The sequence below is a fragment of the Limisphaera ngatamarikiensis genome, assembly GCF_011044775.1.
GTDB lineage: Bacteria > Verrucomicrobiota > Verrucomicrobiia > Limisphaerales > Limisphaeraceae > Limisphaera > Limisphaera ngatamarikiensis.
Genome location: NZ_JAAKYA010000012.1, coordinates 61,256 through 82,525, shown reverse-complemented (window position 1 = coordinate 82,525; position 21,270 = coordinate 61,256). Strand labels below are relative to the sequence as shown.

At 64.0% G+C, this 21,270-nt stretch carries 15 protein-coding genes; 8 read left to right on the top strand and 7 right to left on the bottom strand.

Features of this window, described 5'->3' with window-relative positions; translation table 11 throughout:
* Nucleotides 1–739 precede the first annotated feature (739 nt).
* A complete protein-coding gene (ribH, locus tag G4L39_RS02110; protein WP_165105541.1) occupies nt 740–1,231 on the bottom strand; it encodes a 6,7-dimethyl-8-ribityllumazine synthase in 492 nt (163 codons plus the stop codon).
* Between the two features lie 42 nt (nt 1,232–1,273).
* On the bottom strand, nt 1,274–2,473 hold the full coding sequence (locus G4L39_RS02105; protein ID WP_165105540.1) for a bifunctional 3,4-dihydroxy-2-butanone-4-phosphate synthase/GTP cyclohydrolase II: 1,200 nt from the start codon (nt 2,471–2,473) through the stop codon (nt 1,274–1,276).
* Between the two features lie 162 nt (nt 2,474–2,635).
* On the opposite strand from G4L39_RS02105, the gene hpf reads away from it, so the two are divergent.
* From hpf to bioA, 4 genes are all read left to right on the top strand, one after another.
* A complete protein-coding gene (hpf, locus tag G4L39_RS02100; RefSeq protein WP_165105538.1) occupies nt 2,636–2,989 on the top strand; it encodes a ribosome hibernation-promoting factor, HPF/YfiA family in 354 nt (117 codons plus the stop codon).
* A 257-nt stretch (nt 2,990–3,246) separates the two neighbouring features.
* Entirely contained in the window at nt 3,247–4,476 is a 1,230-nt protein-coding gene (locus tag G4L39_RS02095) for an amidohydrolase family protein (protein WP_165105536.1), read from the top strand.
* 20 nt (nt 4,477–4,496) lie between these two features.
* The gene (locus tag G4L39_RS02090; RefSeq protein ID WP_165105630.1) at nt 4,497–5,744 is read left to right on the top strand and encodes an aminotransferase class I/II-fold pyridoxal phosphate-dependent enzyme; all 1,248 of its coding nucleotides are present in this window, start codon (nt 4,497–4,499) and stop codon (nt 5,742–5,744) included.
* 13 nt (nt 5,745–5,757) lie between these two features.
* Nucleotides 5,758–7,224 carry an adenosylmethionine--8-amino-7-oxononanoate transaminase gene (gene bioA / locus G4L39_RS02085; RefSeq protein WP_165105535.1) on the top strand — a complete coding sequence of 489 codons (1,467 nt, stop codon included), beginning with the start codon at nt 5,758–5,760 and terminating at the stop codon, nt 7,222–7,224.
* A gap of 83 nt (nt 7,225–7,307) precedes the next feature.
* On the opposite strand, the gene G4L39_RS15695 is transcribed toward bioA, so the two are convergent.
* Complete coding sequence (locus G4L39_RS15695) at nt 7,308–8,042, bottom strand: VPDSG-CTERM sorting domain-containing protein (protein ID WP_165105533.1); 735 nt, start codon at nt 8,040–8,042, stop codon at nt 7,308–7,310.
* A 360-nt stretch (nt 8,043–8,402) separates the two neighbouring features.
* Complete coding sequence (locus tag G4L39_RS02075) at nt 8,403–9,038, bottom strand: hypothetical protein (protein ID WP_205880707.1); 636 nt, start codon at nt 9,036–9,038, stop codon at nt 8,403–8,405.
* 1,057 nt (nt 9,039–10,095) lie between these two features.
* On the opposite strand from G4L39_RS02075, the gene G4L39_RS02070 reads away from it, so the two are divergent.
* A complete protein-coding gene (locus G4L39_RS02070; RefSeq protein ID WP_165105530.1) occupies nt 10,096–11,529 on the top strand; it encodes a Gfo/Idh/MocA family protein in 1,434 nt (477 codons plus the stop codon).
* Between the two features lie 91 nt (nt 11,530–11,620).
* Here G4L39_RS02070 and G4L39_RS02065 read toward each other — a convergent pair whose 3' ends face one another.
* The 3 genes from G4L39_RS02065 to G4L39_RS02055 form a co-directional block, all read right to left on the bottom strand.
* Nucleotides 11,621–12,388, bottom strand: coding sequence for an SIR2 family NAD-dependent protein deacylase (locus tag G4L39_RS02065; protein ID WP_165105528.1), 768 nt, complete (start codon nt 12,386–12,388; stop codon nt 11,621–11,623).
* 378 nt (nt 12,389–12,766) lie between these two features.
* Nucleotides 12,767–14,902: a GH32 C-terminal domain-containing protein gene (locus G4L39_RS02060; protein WP_165105527.1), complete on the bottom strand. Its 2,136-nt coding sequence runs from the start codon at nt 14,900–14,902 to the stop codon at nt 12,767–12,769.
* 7 nt (nt 14,903–14,909) lie between these two features.
* Nucleotides 14,910–16,235 (bottom strand): sugar porter family MFS transporter, encoded by a 1,326-nt coding sequence (locus G4L39_RS02055; protein WP_165105629.1) that lies wholly within the window; start codon nt 16,233–16,235, stop codon nt 14,910–14,912.
* 357 nt (nt 16,236–16,592) lie between these two features.
* On the opposite strand from G4L39_RS02055, the gene trxB reads away from it, so the two are divergent.
* The 3 genes from trxB (at nt 16,593) to G4L39_RS02040 (ending at nt 20,898) form a co-directional block, all read left to right on the top strand.
* Nucleotides 16,593–17,522: a thioredoxin-disulfide reductase gene (trxB, locus tag G4L39_RS02050; RefSeq protein ID WP_165105525.1), complete on the top strand. Its 930-nt coding sequence runs from the start codon at nt 16,593–16,595 to the stop codon at nt 17,520–17,522.
* 648 nt (nt 17,523–18,170) lie between these two features.
* Nucleotides 18,171–20,093 carry an immunoglobulin domain-containing protein gene (locus G4L39_RS02045; RefSeq protein ID WP_165105524.1) on the top strand — a complete coding sequence of 641 codons (1,923 nt, stop codon included), beginning with the start codon at nt 18,171–18,173 and terminating at the stop codon, nt 20,091–20,093.
* Nucleotides 20,094–20,106: 13 nt separating this feature from the next.
* Nucleotides 20,107–20,898, top strand: a complete 792-nt coding sequence (locus G4L39_RS02040; protein ID WP_165105522.1) for a type II secretion system protein — start codon at nt 20,107–20,109, stop codon at nt 20,896–20,898.
* The last annotated feature ends 372 nt before the right edge of the window (nt 20,899–21,270 follow it).

Here is a 21,270-nt window from a genome sequence, read left to right as displayed (position 1 = left end):
GCCCCGGGCATGCTCGTCCGGGCAGGATGGAACGTTCATCAGTTCACGAAGACCTGTGGTGTTCACCGGGCGTTCATATGGTCCGAAGTGGTGCAGAAAGGGCAGCCGCGGCCGCGGCTGGTCGGTTCACCGGCAATTGGCGTTTACGAGTCCGGCCAGTGGCCGCCAACGACCGGCTTGAGCCACAATAAGCCGGGGTGGAGTTCCGTGCATGGCACGCTGGACCTTTGCGTGATTCTCTCCGTGGCAGACCTCGGTCCCCGGAACTTGAACCGGAGATCATTCCGGAATCGCCGGTGCCCTCGATTCTGACGCGTCCGTGCCAAGGTGGGATTGGACTTTCGCAAACTCTAACGGGTTGTACCGATCCCGGGCGATTGGCGGGTGCGGTTTGCGGGCCGGGACAGGTCCGGGATCGGCAGGGCTTCAACCCGTGTTTCTTGCCATGGTGCCCCGCAAGTATCTGGACCGGCAGAGTCACCTCCCCTGGTGCATGATGCGGGTGCGGTAGCGTGACCCCGAGATCCGACCGGCGCCGTGAGGATCGGCAACCTGGCAACATCGCCGCACCAGGACACGATGGCCCGACGTCAGGGACTACTATGGTGGAAGAGAGATGCAGAAAAAGGACCGACCGCTCCATAAGAAGGCCGTTTGCGGCCCGGGCTGGCGACGGGGACCCGGCTTCGATCGTCACCCCGGGGCGGGCGTGGTTGGACGCTCCCTGGCAAAAGCGGGCTCAGGCGGACCGGCTGCGCAGTTGGCGCACCACCCGGGCCATCTCCAGGGCGGTGTGAGCCGCCTCCAGTCCGCGATTGTGCTGCGGATCCAGACACCGTTTGGCGGCCTGCGCCTCGTTTTCCAACAGCAGGACCTCGTGGATAACGGGGATTGCGTGGCGCAGTTGGATCTCCATCAATGCACGACTCACAGCTTCCCCGATGTGGGCCGCGTGAACGGTCTCGCCGCGCAGAATGACGCCCAGGCAGAGGATTGCCCCGGGGGCTGAGGCGGGCTCGGTCGCGGCGCGCCGTGCCAGAAGTTCCGTCGCCAGCGGGATTTCATAAGCGCCCGGCACCCGAACGAGTTCCACCCGTGCGCCGGCTTGTTCGAGGGCTTTTCGGGCCGCCCGTACCATGGAGTCCACGTAACGGGCATTGTACCGCGAGGCCACGATGGCGAACCGCTCCGCTGCGGCTCGCACCCTGGTGGTTCGAACGGTTCGCAACATAGGTGTTGGGAGAATGATCCGGTCAGCGGGAAACCAGCCCGATCACAACAGGTGGCCCATCTTTTCCCGTTTCGTTTTCAGATAACGGCGGTTGTAGGGGTTGGGGGGGATGCGAAGTGGAATCTGTTCGACGACCTTGAGCCCGTGCCCCTCCAGGCCGATCAGCTTTTTGGGATTGTTGGTGAGCAGCCGGATGGTGCGCAGGCCGAGATCGCTCAGAATCTGGGCGCCCAACCCGTATTCGCGGAGGTCCATGGGAAAACCGAGCTTGTGGTTGGCTTCCACGGTGTCGAGACCCTGCTCCTGAAGCCGGTAGGCGCGGATTTTGGCCGGCAGACCGATCCCGCGGCCTTCCTGGCGCATGTACACAATGACACCTCGGCCCTCCCGGGCGATCCGTTCCATGGCGGCATGGAGCTGCGGACCGCAGTCGCAGCGCAGGGAACCGAAGACATCACCGGTGAGACATTCGCTGTGGACACGGACCAGTACGTTTTCCCGGCCGGCAACCTCGCCCATGACCAGGGCCAGGTGATGCTGGCCGTCCACAAGGGAGCGGTAGAGGTGAAGCTTGAACATGCCGTACGGGGTGGGTAGTTGAACCGTTTCGACCCGCTCAATGAGTTTCTCGCGGCTGCGGCGGTACTGGATGAGGTCGGCAATGGTGCAGAGTTTGAGTTTGTGTTTGCGGGCAAAGCGGCGCAGTTGGGGAAGCCGCATCATGGTCCCGTCCTCATTCATGATCTCGCAGATGACGGCGATGGGTCGGAGCCCGGCCAGTTTGACCAGGTCCACCGCGGCTTCGGTATGACCGGCGCGCTGGAGCACGCCGCCGGGTTTGGCACGCAAGGGAAAGACGTGACCCGGCCGGACCAGATCGTCCGGCACGGCGGTCGGATCGGCCATGACCTGGATGGTGCGGGCTCGGTCGGCGGCGCTGATGCCGGTGGTGATCCCCTTGGCGGCGTCCACGCTGACCTGGAAATCGGTTCGGAACGTGTCACGGTTGTCCTTGACCATGCTGTCGATGCCCAACTGCTGGAGGCGCTCGGCGGTGGTGGGGACGCAAATCAGGCCGCGACCATACTTGGCCATGAAATTGACCGCCCGGGGCGTGACGAACTGGGCGGCCATCACCAGGTCGCCCTCGTTTTCCCGGTCGGCATCGTCCACCACAATGACCATGCGCCCTTTGCGCAGGTCGGCCAGGACGGACTCGATGGAATCGAACGAAGCCCGCATACCCATCCACAGGGTACTCGAACCGGTGCGGTTCGCCAGTGGCAAAAAGCCACCCTGCAGCGCCCCATGAGGCACCAGTCCCCGCCCCTCCGGTCCGCGCGGTCGGTCAAGCCGCGTTCTTGGGCTGGATTTTTGTGCCAATGGGGTCATAGTGACAGCGGTATGAAGCTGGTTCTGTCCACACACAACCTCCAGCTCACGGAGGCCATCGAAAACCACCTGGTGGGCAAGCTGGAGAAACTGGGCCGCCTGCTCCGACGCGCGGTGGATGCGCGTGTGATTCTGGAACGCGATCATGCACGCGCACCGGAAAAGCAATTTGTCTGTTCCATTCGTCTGGGCGTGCGCGGTCCGGACCTCTACGCGGAGGATTGCGAGAACGATCTGTACGCCGCCATTGACAAGGTGGTGAAGAAGCTCGAGCAGCAGGTGCGTAAACTCCATAACAAACAAAAAGCCCGTAAACACAAACAGGGCGCTGCAACCAAACGGCGTCGCCAAGAGGCAACCCTTTAACCGCCCGGTTTGCCGGCGGCCAGGGAGGGGGACAGCGGTCGGGCACCCCGAAAGCCACCCTGTCAGCGGCTCCAAGGGAGAGATTTGCCGTCCCAAGACCGCAAGGGGGCGGGAAAGCGCTCGGGCAAGGGCGGTCGAAAAGGCCGGCAGACCAGGGGGACAGTACTCAGGCGCAAACGGTGCCAAACGCTCAACCCAACAGGGAACGCGGCCCGCAACGCGATTCATGGGTTTTGAGGGCGGCCTGGGTACTGCCAATGTCACAACCGCCGGTCCCCGACGGAGCGGTGTGGATTGCAGGAGATCGAATTCGCGCCGTGGGCCGATGGCCGGATCTGAAGCCGGCGCGGCCGGCGCGGGTGGTGGACCTGGGGGAGGTCTTGGTTTTGCCCGGTCTGGTAAACGCCCATTGTCACCTGGACTATACCGACCTGGCGGGTTGCCTGCCTCCGCCGCGGTCGTTCACGGACTGGATCAAGCATATCACCCGGGCCAAGGACCGCTGGACGGTGGAGGATTTTCGTCGGTCGTGGCTGAGGGGCGCCCAAATGTTGCTCCGGAGCGGCTGCACCGCCGTGGCTGATGTGGAAGCCGTGCCCGAATTGCTACCGGGCTGTTGGAATGGCACGCCGCTGCGGGTGATCTCGTTTCTGGAGATGACCGGAATCCGCGCCCGCCGGGATCCCCGCCAGGTACTGGCTGAAACACTGGCCGTACTGGAACGGCTCCAGCACCCGCGATGCAGCGCCGGACTCTCCCCGCATGCGCCCTACTCCACCCGACCCGAACTGTTACGGATGGCAGCGCAGGAGGCGCGGCGCCGAGGCCTGCGGTTGACCATTCACGTGGCCGAGTCCGAGGAGGAGTTTGCGATGTTTCGCGATGCCGCGGGTCCCATGTACGATTGGCTTCTGCGACATGAGCGGGACATGCAGGACTGCGGCGGGGTGAGTCCTGTGCAACATTTGCACCGGACAAGTTGTTTGGGGGCCAATCTGCTGGCCGTGCATGCCAACTGCCTGGCCCGGGGTGACGCTGCCCTGCTGGCCCGCCACAACGTCACCGTGGTCCACTGCCCGCGAAGTCACCGGTATTTCGGGCATCCGCCGTTTCCCTGGCAACGGCTGCTGCGAGCCAGGGTGCGCATCTGCGTGGGCACGGACAGCCTCGCCTCGGTCCGTGGCCAAGGGCGCTGCAGGCCCGAGCTGAGCCTGTTCGACGAGCTGCAAGAGCTGCAACGAACGCAGCCCTGGCTCAGTCCCATCCGGCTGCTGCGCATGGTGACTTTGGAACCGGCCCGTGCGCTGGGATTGCAGGGGCGGATCGGGGAGCTGGTAGAAGGCGCCTTTGCAGACCTTACGGTGTTGCCGGGCGCAGGTGTACGTTCCGCCCGGCAGGCATGGGAGGCGGCGGCAGCGCATGAGGGGCCGGTGGAGTCGGTGTTCATCGGCGGGGTCCGGGTCTGGCCCACAAGCCCCCGGGCATGAGCAGCAGCAGATTTTTGGACATGAGCGCAAGGTGGGATGAACCGTTGGCCAAGGCGCTGGAGCAGCGGCAGCAGCTCGGCCTGCTCCGGCAACTGATGCCGGTTGAGTCCGGGGACAGCCGGACCCTCGTGGTGGAGGGGCGATCGCTCGTCAATTTCGGGTCCAACGACTATTTGGGGCTGGCACGACACCCCGCCGTGTGTGAGGCCGCCATGCGTGCCATCCGGGATTGGGGCGCGGGCAGCACGGCCTCCCGATTGATCTGCGGGTCTCTGGCTCCGCACCACGAATTGGAACAGGAACTGGCCGAGTTCAAGGGTACCGAGGCCGCGTTGACCTTCGCCACCGGCCATGCCACGGCCCTGGGTACCATTCCGGCCCTGGTCGGGCAGGGTGATTTCGTGCTGTTGGATCGGCTGTCGCATGCCTGTCTGGTGGATGCCGCCAGGGCCTCGGGCGCCATGATCCGGGTGTTCCGCCACAACGACCTGGAAGACCTGCACCACTTGCTGGCCTGGGCCGACCGGGAGCGCAGCAAAGCCGCAAGGAGCCCGCGTCCGCCCCGGATCCTGGTGATTACCGAATCCGTGTTCAGCATGGATGGCGACCGTGCGCCGTTACGCGACCTGGTGGAGTTGAAGGATCGTTATGGCGCGTGGCTGATGGTGGACGAAGCCCACGCCACGGGTCTGTTCGGCACCCGGGGTGAGGGCTGCATCGGTGAGGCCGATCTGACGGAACGGGTGGAGGTGCAGATGGGAACCCTGGGAAAAGCTCTGGGCAGTGCCGGTGGGTTCATTGCCGGGACACGGCGGCTGGTGGACTGGCTGGTCCAGCAGGCGCGCACATTCATGTTCAGTACGGCACCCCCGCCGGCCCAGGCAGCCGCAGCCCGGGCAGCCATCGAGCTGGTCCGGGGGCCGGAAGGAGACCAACTTCGGTCGCGCCTGTGGGAAAACGTTCGGCAAGCAGCCGCCGCTCTCGCCGGGGCCGGACCGGCCCACGCGCCAGGATCGCACCAACCCCAAAGTGCCATTCTACCGTGGATCGTGGGGGACAACCAACGAGCCCTGGATTGTGCTGCAGCGGCACGCGAAGCCGGTCTGTTCATCCCCGCAGTGCGATATCCGGCGGTGGGCCGCAAAAGCGCGCGGCTCCGCATCACCATCAGTGCCGCTCACCAGCCGGCCGACATTGAAAAGTTGCGGGCGTTCGCGGAATCCGCCCGGCAAAGATTCAATCTGGCCAGAGAAGGTTCCGACGGTTAAATCCCATCGGATCATGCATCGGCTCGCACAGCTGGATCATCGGTTTGTCTGGCACCCGTTCACCCAGATGCGGGATTGGCTAAGGGAGGAGCCAATCGTCATCGTCTCGGGCAAGGGCGCCCGGTTATACGACGTGTACGGTCGCGAGTACCTCGATGCCAACAGCTCCATCTGGACCAATCTCCACGGGCACAACCATCCCCGACTGAACACCGCCCTTGTCCGCCAGCTCCGGAAAATCGCGCACAGCTCCGCGCTCGGGCTGGCCAACGAACCGGCATCGCTGCTGGCAGCGGAGCTGGTTCAAGCCGCCCAAATCCCGGGAGCCAGAGGTCCCAGGTTGACCAAGGTGTTTTACTCCGACGACGGGTCCACCGCCCTCGAGGTGGCCCTGAAACTGACCTACGAGTACACCCGGCGCACCCGGGGCCGACGCTCACGGCCCAGGTTTCTTTCCCTGGACGGGGCCTACCATGGCGACACCCTCGGCGCGGTGGCCCTCGGCCATATTCCCTTGTTCCACCAGACCTGGCGTGGATTGCTGTTCCGTACCGACACCGTCATGGCGCCCTATTGCTACCGTTGCCCGTTCAACCGCGCCCGACCCGAACGGGCCGACGCAAGAAGCTACCGACAGTGCCGTTGGGAGTGCGTCGACGAGGTGGCTCGGCGCCTCGAACACCAAACCCGGCAGCGGGGCGAACCCTATGCCGCCATGGTCGTGGAACCGCTCATCCAGGGCGCCGCCGGCATGATCCCACAGCCGGAGGGCTGGCTGGCCCGCGTCCATGAACTGCTGCGCCAGCAAGGGATCATGCTCATCGCAGACGAAGTGATGACCGCGTTTGGCAGAACCGGCCTGCCCCGGCACTGGCAGGGATCACCGGAGCGGGCACCACTATTTGCGTGCCAACACGAAAAGGTGAGACCCGATTTCCTGTGCCTGGCCAAGGGCCTCACCGGAGGTTACCTCCCGCTGGCCGCCACCCTGACCACCCGCGAGGTCTTTGATGCCTTCCTGGGTCGGTATGACGAATTTAAGACCTTCTTCCACGGCCACAGCTACACCGCCAACCAGCTCGGCACTGCAACGGCCTTGGAGAACCTCCGATTGCTCCGCTCCGCCGCATCCTTGAGAACTCGCCGGCGGCTCCAGGAAGCACTGGCCAGGGAACTCCAGGTGCTCTGGTCCATACCCCAGATCGGGGATATCCGACAGGTGGGCCTTGTGGTGGGGGTGGAACTGGTCCGCGATTGGACCACCCGCGAGCCGTTTGAATTGGAAGAACAAGCGGGCATTCGAGTGTGCAAGGCCATGGCCCGCCGGGGCGTCCTGACCCGGCCGATCGGCAACGTGGTCGTTCTCATGCCTCCGTACTGCACGTCTCCACGCCAGGTGCGGCAGATTGTTCACGCACTGGCCGAGGCCTGCGAAGAAACCTTCAGCCGAAGCGCCTCCGCCCGAAGCACGCACCGCTGAACGCTCGCGCAGCGCACCGGAAAGGCGCGGTCAACTCGAATCCCCGGCCCCGGCCCCGGCACACAATGAGTTTCCCGCCCAGCTCATCGTCGCCGCAGCCACAGCCAGAGGCCCAAACCGCCCAGGCCCAACCCCAGTAACACCCATGTGGAACCCCCATCGGGCATGCGAACCGGGTGATCGCCGATCCTCGGCACAGGGCGTTCCCAGGTACGAATCGGCAGAGGTGCCCTTTCCCGTGTAATCACCACGAACCGTACCAGCGGCCGGCCCACCTGCCCGTCGGCATCCATGGCCAACCCGAAGTTTCCGCCGTTGGCCAGAAAGGTCCGGAAATATTCCATCAGGCCGCGCTCACCCAGGGAGCACCGCACCACGCGCGGGTGTCCATCGGCCGAATCCTCAAAGGTCTCGGTCAAGATCTCCACCTGGGTCGTCCATGGAAGGTAAGGACCACGCAGCCGCACCGTGGGCTCTCCGGAGGGCCATTCATAGCGTCGGAGCCGTCCCCGCGGCGGCAACCCCTCATCCGGCCGTCCGTTGGCGGGGTTTTCTGCACTATCCAACAAATGGACCCGGATGCGGGGCGTACCGTGTCGCAGCCCGGCTTTCTCAGGTAGCGAAATGATCAGTACGGCGTCCTGAAGCTCCTCAGTGGGCCCGGGACTGAACCCGCGCACACCCCACGTGAAAAAATGCCGTTCAGTCAGCTCAAACGGCTCTCCGGGGTCGGTGACGCCGTCGCTGACCCGAAACACGTGCTCCGCCCCGCTCAGCGGGTCCGCCCCAATGGCGGCCCGGAGCACTGCCACTATCACCAGTATCCGACCTGTTCGGATCCCCACCCCGCTCCGCATACCGTTCTGAACCTTCTGGAACTACCGGCTCGGAACCCGCTCCCTGAACCGGAGCCGTCCCTGGGTCCATTATCCAATGCACCCGGCCGTTGGCACGTCAAAAAGAATCCCTCACCAAACTCCAACCTACGCCACGCGGCCCCGCGCACGCGAATCGATGCAGACGAGCCATTGGGGAATCTGCACCGCTGAGTGGCGCTGGATGGAGCTCGAACTCGATCCGGGCCGAAGCATTGCTGGTAGTACTACCAAGCCCCCCGCAGAGCGCCACCCCGGCGGGGTGTCCGAGGTGGCGCTGCGGGAGCGGAGTGGACGGCAAACTCAAGCCAGGCCACGACGCCCGGCCCACGCTGCCGTGCCGACCCCGAAAACCAACAACCAAAAAGTGGCCCCACCATCCGGCACAGGCCGTCGCCCGGTGGTGATTGTAAAGGTCACCCCATCGTTCCAGAAATGGCAGTACGGGTCGAAACCCAAGCCAAAGTCGTTTCCGTTCCTAATGAAGGCCTCGAGAACGCCCAACAGCCCCAGGTTCGCAAACGAATACACCAAGGTCACAACGTCACCGCCGGGCCCGCCGTTCCAATCCGTGTACGTGGCGATGTGCGCCCTGGCTGTCCAATCAAGCCCGGCGATATTGTCCGCGCCATTATCGGCGTCGGTATACCGGCGAAGCTTGCCAGTGGGCGGGTTGCCCTGGTCCACCTTCCCGTTGTAGGGATTCTCCGCAGTGTCCAACAGGTACAAACGCAGCCAGTTCTGTCCATTCTCCGCTGCGCTCCAGTTGTTTACGTTGGAGATGGTCAGGACGGCTTCCACGATGGTCTCACCCTCGGGCAAGGTAAAATTCTTGAAACCCCAAGTGTACCAGTAGTGGTGATCCAGATCCCAGAGGTCATCCGTATCCCCCTCGCGATCATTGGGCACGAACGTAAATTGCGCCGCTTGTGCGGCCAAAGGCCTGTGATCAGCACCATCAGCGTTATGATTCGTCGGTACACTTGACACTCGCTCCCGTTCTACCGCGTGCAGAAACGATAAAAGCATTATTCGGGCCAGTCAGACCTGAGGAGCGAATTCTTACACGTATCTCACTCACCGTCAACTACTTACGCAGACCGCATGGTTGTGTTGGTCAACTTGGACTTTACAATAGTGTAAACTCTCCCGACACTGTAACGATACAGGTAGGCCCGCGGTGTCTGGCAAACCTTACACAATTGCAATCCGCCAAGGCCTGCTAGCCCAACCTTCAGGCGCCAAAAACCTGCTAAAATGAACCGCCCCAGGCCAAAGCCCAGACCAGACCAAAAGTCCCGGCCGGGTCTCGCCCCCACAGCCGCATCGCCAAGCCATGCTGATCTCACGCGCTCCGCGCACCCGCTCCGCCCCAGAACCAACCCCCACCCGGCCTGCCTTTCCCACCGCCGTACCCGCCCTGGCCAGTGCAGGCGAAACGCTCGGCCTTCCCGTCTGCTTTGCCACCCCGACTCACCCCGTCCATTGCACCTGCCGATTGGAACCGGATCCCGGCGCCACTGCTTACCCAGTAAACGCCCTCGAGAATGCAGGATGGTCTGGAGACCCTCCATGGCGCGGCTGCTGTCGCAGAACGAGGCCGGACCTTCCACTGAGGGTCCGCCATCAGCAGCCCCAAACCACAACCCGTTTTTTTCATTTCACTGCGTCACAGCCTCGTCTCCGCCAGCCCAACAAGGCCCCGGCCGGCGAACTCGTCGTACCATCCCACACAGCAATCCGCCAGATGACCTCGCGCGGCATCGGCCCGGCCAATCCCCGTGCCGGTGCAGCTCACCTGCCCCGGGGCAAGGCTTCGGATCCCGGCCGACCAACAATTTGAGTTGGGATCATGGCCGTGACCGGGTCATCCCGGCGGCAAACCGAGCAGCACCCGCACAAAAGTCTTCGTGAACATGGACAGCCAACCAAGCGAGCGCGCCGGTGCTTGAAAAAACTCCTTGTCGCCGCCCTGCAGTCCGACTAAAACGCCGGCATGGAAAACACTCAACCAACTTCTACCCGACCGATCACGCGCAGGACGTTCATCTTCCTCAGCTCGGTGGCCGCTGGTGGTTTGGCCTTCAGTGGATGTGTACGACCCCGACCACGGCGGATCTCGCCCAACGAAAAACTCAACATTGGCGTCGTGGGTGCAGCCGGAAAAGGCGCCAGCGATACCGACCACTGCGCCAGTGAGAACATCGTGGCCCTGTGCGACGTGGACGAAGCCTACGCCGCCGGCCAGATCAAGAAATATCCCAAGGCACGCTTCTACCGCGACTGGCGGAAGATGCTCGAGCAGGAGAAATCGCTCGACGCGGTCATTATCTCCGCGCCCGACCACCTGCATGGGATTGTGGCCGCCACCGCCATCCGGATGGGCAAGCACGTGTACTGCCAGAAGCCCCTCACCCAGACCGTTTACGAGGCGCGGCTGCTCCGGAAACTTGCCCGCGAGTATCGGGTGGTCACCCAGATGGGCAATCAGGGCAGCGCCGAGGACGGTCTGCGCCGCGCGGTCGAATGCATCCAGGCCGGCTTGATCGGCCAGGTTCGCGAGGTCCATGTATGGAGCAACCGCCCCATCTGGCCTCAGGGCATGGGACGGCCCCCGGGTGAAGACCCCGTCCCGCCCACCCTCGATTGGGACCTGTGGCTGGGTCCGGCCCCATGGCGCCCCTATAAGAGGGATGTTTACCATCCCTTCAATTGGCGCGGCTGGCAGGACTTCGGCACCGGTGCACTGGGCGACATGGCCTGTCACACGGCCAACATGCCGTTCCGGGCTTTGAAACTGGGTTACCCGACCGAGGTGGAGGCATGGTCCTCCGGCATGAACAAGGAAAGCTTCCCGCTCAAGTCCCGTATCCGCTTCCAATTCCCCGCCCGCGAAGGGTTGGCACCGGTAACCTTCTGGTGGTACGACGGAGGCAATCCGCTGAAGGACAATCCGTATCGGCACGACGGGAACAACAAGCCCCCGCGCGAAGTGACCGCCGACGTGGAAGCCATGATGGGCACCGTGCCCGGCAGCGGTTGCATTCTCATTGGTGACAAGGGCGTGCTCTTCTCACCCGACGATTACGGAGCCCGCTTCTTCCTCAAGCTCAAGGGCGAAAAAGAAATGGTCGACGGCCAGAAACACGAAGCGGTCAGGGCCATCCCCCAAACCATCGAGCGGAACCGCTTCGAGGGAGATGCCGACCGACGGCAGCACCTTGAGTGGATCGCCGCCTGCAAGGGCAACGGACGGTGCTACTCCGATTTCGAAATTGCGGCCTACCTGACGGAGATCATCCTCCTGGGGTGTGTGGCCTTGCAGGTGGGCAAACGGCTCGAATGGGACGGACCCAACATGCGCGCCAAGAACGCGCCCGAGGCAGCCCAGTACATCAAACGCACCTACCGCAAAGGCTGGGAAATCTGAATCCCCCGGGCCGGCCCGGGCGACTTCAGCATTGCTGCCCCGGCCGGCCGGGTCCCGTGAACCCATCCTGTTCCGGGCGGCGCCGGGTTTCCTACTCCACGGGGCCCAACGCCGCCCGCACAGCTTCCGGAAACACCACCGAAACGTCCCCTTCCACACGCGCGGTCACCACTGGCAGACCGTCGTGTTCGGTGGGTCCCCGGTTTACGATGGCGTACGGCACCCCGCGCCGCGCCGCCGTCAATGGGACGTCGGCAGCAGGGTACACGCTCAATGACGAGCCAAGCGCCACAACAGCGTCGCACTCCTCCGCCCCTGCATACGCCCGGTCCAGATCCTCCGGCCGCAGGGGCTGACCAAAACTGATCGTGGCGGGTTTCAACCACCCGCCGCACGCGCAGCGCGGCGGCTGCCGCGTGAGACGAAACTCATCAAACACGGGATCCGGCTCGAATCGTTTCCCGCACCGGATGCATTCAATCCGGCGATTGGTCCCGTGCAGTTCCACCAATCGCTCGGGCGCGGTCCCCGCCAACTGGTGCAACCCGTCAATGTTTTGTGTGACCACCAACAATACCTTGCCCGCCCGCTCCAGTTCCACCACCGCATAATGCGCCGGATTCGGGCGCGCATCGCGAAAGGCCGTCCACCCCTCCAACTTGTATTCCCAATGGGCCACCCTGGCCTCGTGCGATGAAAGGAACTCCTGCCAGGTCACCGGCCGACGGCGCGTCCAAACCCCGCCCGGCCCGCGGAAATCCGGAATCCCGCTGGCGGTGGATATGCCCGCTCCGGTGAAAATCAGCAGCTTGTTCGCGTCCCGCAGAATCCGTACCAGCGCGTCCCAATCCGTGTCCATGCTCCAGCGGATACTCCGGCCGACCCGGCCGCACAACATGGAACCTGCGTGGACGCCCGACCCCTGGTCCTCCAGACGCGGTCCGGCACCCGGCCCCGTGCCGGCACACCACACCGCCCAACGCGCCCCAAATCCGGTTCGCCCCACCCTCGAGAGCAGGGATTCCGGCGACAATCGTGCGCGAAAAGTCGCCACTCAATTGCCGGTCCGTCACCGCAAGCTCTCCTTCAGAAAAACAGCACCGGGCCCCTCCATCGGGCGAAGAGCAGGGCCATGAAGCGATCCAGTGCCGCGCCAAGACCGGTCCCGGCCGAACCTGGCGACCCCCTGGCCCTTACCATGGGGGCTTAACCGCGGCCCATGTGCGCCGGACCTTTGTTACCGCGTGGCCTGAAGGCTTCCGCGGGCGGACCGGAGAGACCACGCTTCCAAGCGGCGGACCTTCACCTCGTCCTCCCGTCCCCAGAGCCGCCAATCCACCGCACCCGGCGGTGGAAACACCAGTGCACTGACCACGGCCCGGCCCGAGCCCGTAAACACCTCCAGCGTGGAGGTGTCACAAAGCACATGGAGCTGCAGCCGATGCCCTTCCCCATCCAGCGGAGCCTCGATCGGCCGGTCAAAACCGGCATGGAACCGCGGCGAGCCCGACCTTCCACGGTCCACCCGGAGCCGCTGGCCGGCGGGATCGCACTCGATCCGCGTGGCCACGCCCGGGGCCACAAACAGTTCGAGACCGAAAGGGGAGTTCCCCCGAGTCTCGAACTCCGCACGAATCTCCAACCGTGGTCCGCACACCGCTGATCGGGCAATGCTCCGATTGGCCCCGGTCAGGTTCGTCTCCTCCACGCGCAAGCCACGCTCCCGCAACGCGCTCAGCTCCCGCACCGGCCGCTGGCTCAAACGCGGGCCATGCGGGGTCCGGACCAGCCGCAGTTCCCGTGGCACCGTCATGGATCCGCGCCAGGGCGACGTGGGAACGTCACCGGCATATTCGAGGTTCACCATCCAACCGATCAGGAGGCGGCGCCCGTCCTCTTCCGGAATGTCCGACCATGTGACCGCGGCATAGCAATCCCGTCCGGCATCCAGCCACAGCGCAGGGCGGGTCGCCGAACGGGCCGGCTGATCGGCCAGAAGAATGTGGTCTACGTTGATGTGGCCCCAGCCGCCCGAGTGTCGATCCACAATTTCCAACACACCCGTCCTGCCCCGCCACGGTCGAACCTCCCACCACTGCCACTCCAACCTCTCGCGATTCCGCCCGGTCGCAGTCCGCACCCGTTGGCCGTCCACCCACAGGTTCATGCACGTCTCATCCGGGTGCGCGCCACCCCCGATCAGAAAGTTCAGGTAATCGTGCGTGATCACAAACGGAGGCGAACGCAAGGTCCCCTGCGGACCGTCCCCGCCCAGATAGGAATTGACCAACCCCCGACCGCGAAAACCGGTCACCGGCTGCTGCCGGTCCAGCGTCCCCCGCGCCGGACCGGTCCCGAAAGCCGTGCCGCTCACACGCCAGGAGCCATAATCGTCACCCTCAAAGTCCGCCAGCAGGCGGCCTTCAGGCACAAACTCCGGATCAGCCCCCGGAAAGGACGGATCCAGCGTGAACTGCAGGCCGTCGAAGTGCCCGACGAAATACTGGCAACCGGAGCCGCCATTGGGTGCACCCTCACTCACGCTGACCACCAACACCCAGCGCGATTCGCCCGGTACACCCTCCACGGGCAGTTCAAACAGATCCGGACATTCCCAAACCCCATCCACACATCCCGCCGGACCAAAATCACTCAAATGCCTCCACTCCCGAAGGTCCGGTGAGGCATAGAACCGGACTTTTCGATGGTGGGGCCATGCCACCACCATGACCCAACGCCGGGTCGGCTCGTGCCAAAACACCTTCGGATCGCGAAAGTCGGCCTCCCCGATATCCAGTACCGGATTCCCCTCGTAAAACTGCCAGGTCCGACCCCGGTCGGTGCTCCATGCGATGTGCTGTGTCTGCAAGGGCCGGTCCGTACGATGCGCTGTGAAAACCGCCACCAACGGAGGCGCGCCCTCATGGCCAAACCCGCTGGTGTTCCGCCAGTCCACCACGGCGCTGCCCGAAAAAATCATGTATCCCGGCTGTTCCGCCAGGGCCAGCGGGAGATGCCGCCAATGCAACAGGTCCCGACTGACCGCATGGCCCCAGCTCATGTGACCCCAACGGTCTCCGAAGGGATTGTGCTGGTAAAACAGGTGGTATTCGCCCTCGTAACAAACCAGTCCGTTGGGATCATTCATCCAGTTGCGTTCCGGGGTGAAATGGAACCCGGGCCGCCAATATTCCGTCGGTCCGTCCGCCGCCGGGGCAAAGTGGAGTGCAAGCCACAGGTCTGCAGCCAGTGCAACGACGTACTGACACCGCAACCACGGCGCTCGCCGCCCGTACCCCGTGCCTGAAGGTTCGGCCCCTTTCTCCACGCCCTTGCTCCTACCGGGGTTCCGCCGCCCATCCACCCATGCCACGCCCGCATCAGCCGGAGATCCCGAGCCGCTTCTGCATATCCTCCAGGGCCACACCGCGGGTCTCCGGCACCATCCCTATGACCCAGAGCAGCTGCAGGACCATCATGCCGCAGAAGAATCCGAAAATCCCGGCTGGCGGCAGCACCTCCGCCATTTTGGGGAACACAGTGGTTAGCAGCGCCGCAAAAGCCCAGTGCGTAAAACTCCCCAGCGCCTGTCCCCCGGCCCGCTGCCGGTTGGGGAAAATCTCCGCGATGAACACCCAAATCACCGCGCCCTGCCCCACCGCATGCGCCGCAATGAACAGGAAAATGAACGGCGCCACCCACTCGTACCGCTGGTAGAGAAATCCCAGCGCCACCACACCCAGCGACACGATGTACCCCACCGACCCCGCAAACAGCAGCGCCCGCCGCCCTGCCCGGTCAATCAGCCACAAACCCACCAGCGTAAACACCAGGTTCGTCACTCCGATCCCCACCGACTGCAGCAACGCCGCCTGCCGACCCAGTCCCGTCCATTCAAAAATCCGTGGTGCAAAATACAGCACCGCGTTGATGCCGGACAGCTGATTGAACATCGCGATCAGGAAGGCCAGCAGAATGGGACGTGCCAGCCGGCGCGACCAGAACGCCTCACGGCGCCCCTCGGCACCGGAAGCCGATACAATCTGATCCGCGTGCGCCTCCCATCGATCCGGACCCGCCTCCGGCTCGATCCAACGCAACACCTCCAGCGCACGCGCACGGTCGCCCCGCCGCACCAACAGCCAGCGCGGGCTTTCCGGAATCGCCAGACAAAGCACCGTGTACACAAACGCCGGCACCGCCTCCACGCCCAACATCCAGCGCCAGGCGTGGGCCCCGCCCCACCAGCCGATCCATGCGTTCGAAAAAAAGGCGGCCAGGATCCCGAACACGATGTTGAACTGAAACATGCCGGCCAGCCGGCCCCGCCGCTCCGGAGGCGCAATTTCCGCGATATACATCGGTGCAACCACGGTGGCGACCCCCACGCCCAGCCCGCCCAAAAAGCGGGCCAGACTGAACGAGTAAACACCCGTGGCCAGAGCCGACCACACCGCCGACACGAAATACAGAATCCCCACCAGAAACAACGTGGGCCGCCGACCCCATCGGTCGGCCGGCCAACCACCCACCAGCGCACCCAGCACCGTCCCATACAGTGCCGACCCCATCGCCAGCCCGTGCAACCCGGCACTCAATCCCCACAACTGTTGAATGGTCTGCTCCGCACCCGAGATCACCACGGTATCGAAACCAAACAGGAACCCCGCCAGCGCGGCCGTCAGCGACCACAAAAACACGCGCATCCCCCCACGCCGCACGGCATGGGCTTCGCCCCCGATGGAAACGGTCTCGGACGTGGCCATGGTTCGCATCCTTACGGGCGCCCCGTCCCGCCCAACCCCTTCATGCAGGGCACCCGACGACAACCGCCCTCACCCACATCAGACGCGCCCTCCGGTGTCAAGCGCGGGTTGTGCGTTTCGATTGAACTCCCCGCACCAGCGCCCCGTCCGTGCTGCCCCGGACCCGTTGGCCTCCGGGCACCGGCCGAAGCCGAAACGGATCGCTCTGCGGAGCCGAGCTTCAGCGGCCGCAGGCACCGGGTCCGATGCGTTGACGGCTTGTCGGCAGGGGCATCCGCCCGCTAGGTTGAAGTCGCCATGGAAGACGTCGTGATTGTTGGTTCGGGCTGTGCGGGTTGGACGGCCGCGCTCTACACCGCACGCGCCAATCTCAACCCGTTGGTGCTCACCGGCACCATGCCGGGCGGGCTTCTCACCACCACCACCATCGTGGAGAATTTCCCCGGATTCCCCGATGGCGTGGACGGCTACGAACTGATGACGCGCATGCAAAAACAGGCCGAGCGCTTCGGCGCGCGCACCCGCATGGCCTCGCTGGAAGCCGCCAATCTTCGAACCTACCCGTTTGAACTCGTGGTGGACGGCGAGCCCCTCCGGGCCCGCGCCCTGATCATTGCCACCGGTGCCAGCCACCGCAAACTCGGCTTGGAAAGTGAGGCCAAACTGGAAAACAAGGGAGTCACGTACTGTGCCACGTGCGACGGCGCCCTGCCGATCTTCCGCAACAAGCCCCTCGTCGTGGTCGGCGGCGGCGACTCCGCCTGCGAAGAAGCACTCTACCTCACCCGATTCGGCTCCGTCATCTACCTCGTCCATCGGCGTGACCAGCTCCGCGCCTCCAAAATCATGGCCGACCGTGTTCTGGCCCATGAAAAGATCCAACCCATCTGGGACACGGTCGTCACGGAGATCCTGGACGTCCAACAGAATCGTGTCACCGGTGTGCGGCTGAAGAACGTCAAAACCGGGGCCGAAAAAGTTCTCGAATGCGCCGGCGTCTTCATTGCGATTGGTCACGTCCCCAACACGGCTCTGTTCCGCGGCCAGCTCGAAATGGACGAAGCCGGTTACATCCTGACCAGGCGCGGTCCTGTCACCAGCGTGCCCGGTGTGTTTGTTGCCGGCGACTGCGCAGACCCCTATTACCGCCAGGCCATCACCGCCGCCGGCATGGGCTGTGCCGCCGCCATTGAAGCCGAACGTTTCCTCGCCGCCCAAAGCAGCTAGCCCCGTCCCGCCACCTCCGGCACAGCGGCATCACCTGACAACTCCAAGCCCCAGCCCCGGCCTCCATCACGGCCCTGCCCGTTCAAATCCCCACGGAGCCGGCCCCAAGCGAAAGTTCTGAATTCACGCCGGCCAGACTGGTTCCATCCCAACGAGGTCGCCGCCCGGACCCCCCATCGCACAGGTCACCTGAGGTCTCGTAACCCATGACCTCCCAACAGGGCTCCCGGGCAAAGCGACCGCCCTTTCGTACGGGCAGGTGCGAACCCGGTGCCCTTGACGGTTACGCGGCCGAACCACCGTTCGGAAACTCCTCCGGCCCTTCCTCGCATGGGCCTCGCGTCAAGGGCAGTCCGGAAAGTCCGCACAAGCTGCCCATCCACCCAGCGGCAAACTCGACTCCGGTTGCGCAGCTGCGCACCCCGCCCCACGGGACCGGTCCTGCTCGATGGGTTGTGTGAAACCGAGCATGTTATGCCTTGTAACCCGGCCAGAGCCCTCTCGCCCACCCTGCAACCACCGGCCTCACTCATCCCGGCCAGCCCCCGTCAACCAAACCCGGGTCGCGCCCCGGATACAGCCACCTTTTAACGGTCCCGTGACGCCCACGACACGCATTTGTCACCTCAAATCCGCCAGACTTGGGCGATGAAACACGCACGTTTCGGCCCGGGATGGGCAATCATTGGGACCGCAATACTGGTATGCTTTGCCGCACCCCCGGCTGGCGCCCAACTTGCCATCACGGAGGTCATGAGCTCCGCCTCCACCAACAATCAACTCGGCGCTTTGCAAGGACCAGACTTTTGGGAACTGACCAACTTTGGATCCGAGCCGATCGATCTCACGGGGTTTCGGTGGAATGACAACAGCGGAGGATGGGCTGCGGCTGATCCAAACCCCTTTGAGGGCCTCGTCATTGGGCCCGGGGAAACCATCCTCTTCGTCCAGGACAACGTCCCCGAGGTATCCACACCCGAAGCATTTCGCGCATGGTGGGGGTTACCTGACACCCAAAAGGTCGTGTTCTACACCGGGAATGGCCTCAGCAGCGCCGGAGACAGCGTGATCCTCTGGTCACCCACGGCTGTTGGCGACGAAGATTACATGGATCGTGTCGACTTTGGTGCGGCAGCACCGGGGCGAACCTTCACCTACGATACCGCAACCGGTTCGTTCGGCCGCATCAGCGAGCCCGGACTCCCGGGCGTCAGAAAGGCTGCTCTCTCCGATGACATGGGATCCCCGGGCGAACACGCCGGGCCGGTTGCATTGGAGATCATAGCCCATCCCACAAATCTGGTCGCGGTGGCGGGTTTGTCCGCGGAGCTGACGGTGAAAGCCGTCGGTCTGCCCCGGCCCCGATACCAATGGTACCGCAACGGCGTTCCCGTGGCCGGAGCCACCAGCTCAACCCTTAGATTTGAGTCCACCTCGCCCGACGACGTCGGCAACTATCATGCAGTGCTGCAAAATGGGCTCCAATCCCTCACCACCCGGACCGCAACCGTCTCGGTGATCGAACAACCCGTACCGCCGACTTTGACTCTTCTACCGCGGACCTTGGAGGCTTACCCGGGCCAAACCGTCAGGTTTCAAGCTGCCCTACAGGCGAATCCCCCACCCTTCCTCCAGTGGTTCAAAGACGGCACGGCCCTGCCCGAAGCGACAACTCCTGAACTGATCCTCCCCAGCCTGACGCGCGACCATGCGGGCAACTACACCCTGCTCGCCTCCAACATCGCCGGCGTTAGCTCGGCCACTGTCACGCTGATCGTGACCAACCGGCCGCGGCTGCTGATCACCGAGGTCCATCCAACCGGTTCCGCCGTTCAACAAGACTGGTGGGAACTCACCAGCTTCGACAGCCGGCCCATTTTCCTGCAGGGATACCGATTCGACGATGATTCACGATCGCTCGCTGCAGCCTTTGTCATCACCCAGGACGTGGTCATCCATCCGGGGCAGTCCATCGTGTTCGTTGAGTCCACAGCATCGCGGCCCATGACACCCGAAGCCTTCCGGGCCTGGTGGGGCGACCAGGTACCTGGTTCCACGCCGATTATCGTGTATCAAGGCCCCGGACTCGGGCTGAGCAGCAGCGGCGATGCTGTGTACCTGTGGAACGCAGCCGCCACCGAAGACTCAGATTTCCTCTGCGGCGTAACGTTTGGTGCCTCCCCCACCGAGGTCAGAAGAACCTTCGTTTACGATCCCGATCATCCCGAGCCACAGTACCCCTTTGGCGGCCTCCTCACCACTACCGCACAGCTCGGCGTCGATGGTGCGATATTGTCCACGCTGGGTGACGTCGGATCACCGGGTCGGGTCGTTGACGTGCCGGCATTGCATCTTGACATCGCCGCTGGCCTCGGCGTGCTCCAATGGAGTGCCGTTCCCGGCCGTACCTACCGCATCGAGGAGACCCTCCAACTCAGGGCATTCCCCCTGTCCTGGCGGGTCCTTGCGCAATTCCAGGCCACCAACACGCCCGCCATCCTGCACGTCCCCCTTTCCGAGGATGCGGCATTCTTCCGCATCGGTGTCGTCTTGCCGTATCCCGAGCCGTAAATCCAGAGGTACCATGAACCCAAAAAGCCGAGTCACACACCATCCACCCCGCGGCTTCACCCTGCTGGAACTGCTGGTCGTCATCGCCATCACCGGCATCCTTGCCGGGTTGCTGCTCCCGGTCCTGGGCCGGGCCAAACAAAGAGCCGAGCGTGTGTCCTGCATGAACAAACTCCGTCAATGGGCGCTGGCACTCACCTTGTACACGCAGGATCAGGAGGATCAGCTGCCCCGCGAAGCTTATGGGGCCAGTTCCTCCCTCAACAACTGGGCGCAGGTTGCGGATCCCGCAGCCCGGGACGTTTGGTACAATGCCCTTCCAGCAACCCTGGGGCAGGCCGGGGTCCGAGACTTCGTAAGAGAACGGGACAGCTTCTATGACAAGGGGTCCCTCTTCCATTGCAAGACGACCCGGTTCCCGGATCGACCGGAGTCCCTACCCAACGTGCTCTTCGCACTGGCCATGAACTCCAAGCTTCGTTCCGGCACGGCCCCCGTGCGCGTCTCCTCCATCCTCAGGCCCTCCCAAACCGTTGTGTTCCTCGAGAATCGCCTGCCGCCCGAGCCCAAGGTGGATCCCGCCCAGCCGGATTCCAACCTCGGTCAACCGGCCAGCTACGCCTCGCGGTTCGTCGCTCGACATCAAGGGATGGGCAACCTGGTCTTCGCCGACGCCCATGTCGAATCTCTGAAGGGGCCTCACGTCGTTGAAACGACCCCTGGCAACCCCAACAAGGGCCGTGCCATCCTCCCACAAAACCGCGTCATCTGGACACCGGACCCTAACGCCAACCCAAACTCCTGATCCTGCGCCACCCGCACCGCTGTCCCGAGGAAAACTCCGCGACACCTACGCACGCCGCAAAACAGGTGCTTTTTCGCCCAGGGCTGTACGGCTCGTGCGCCCACCCGCAGTAGCCTTTATCTGCCGGGCGCCGTCGGTTGGTTCACTTCAGACCGGCTCAGGGCAACCTGCCCACCTGCCCGGCTGAGACGAAATGACTCTCCCGGTCTGTAAGCACTTCGACCCATTAAAGAACAGCTTCCTGGCCGCATCCTTGGCAAAACCTGGGGATCTCCCGCCCCCGCACCGAAACCCCTCAGCTCGACTCGTCCATTGTGACAGTCATGAACAGACGCTGGCCCCTTGTGGGGTCGGCGCGACTCGCGGCATGTC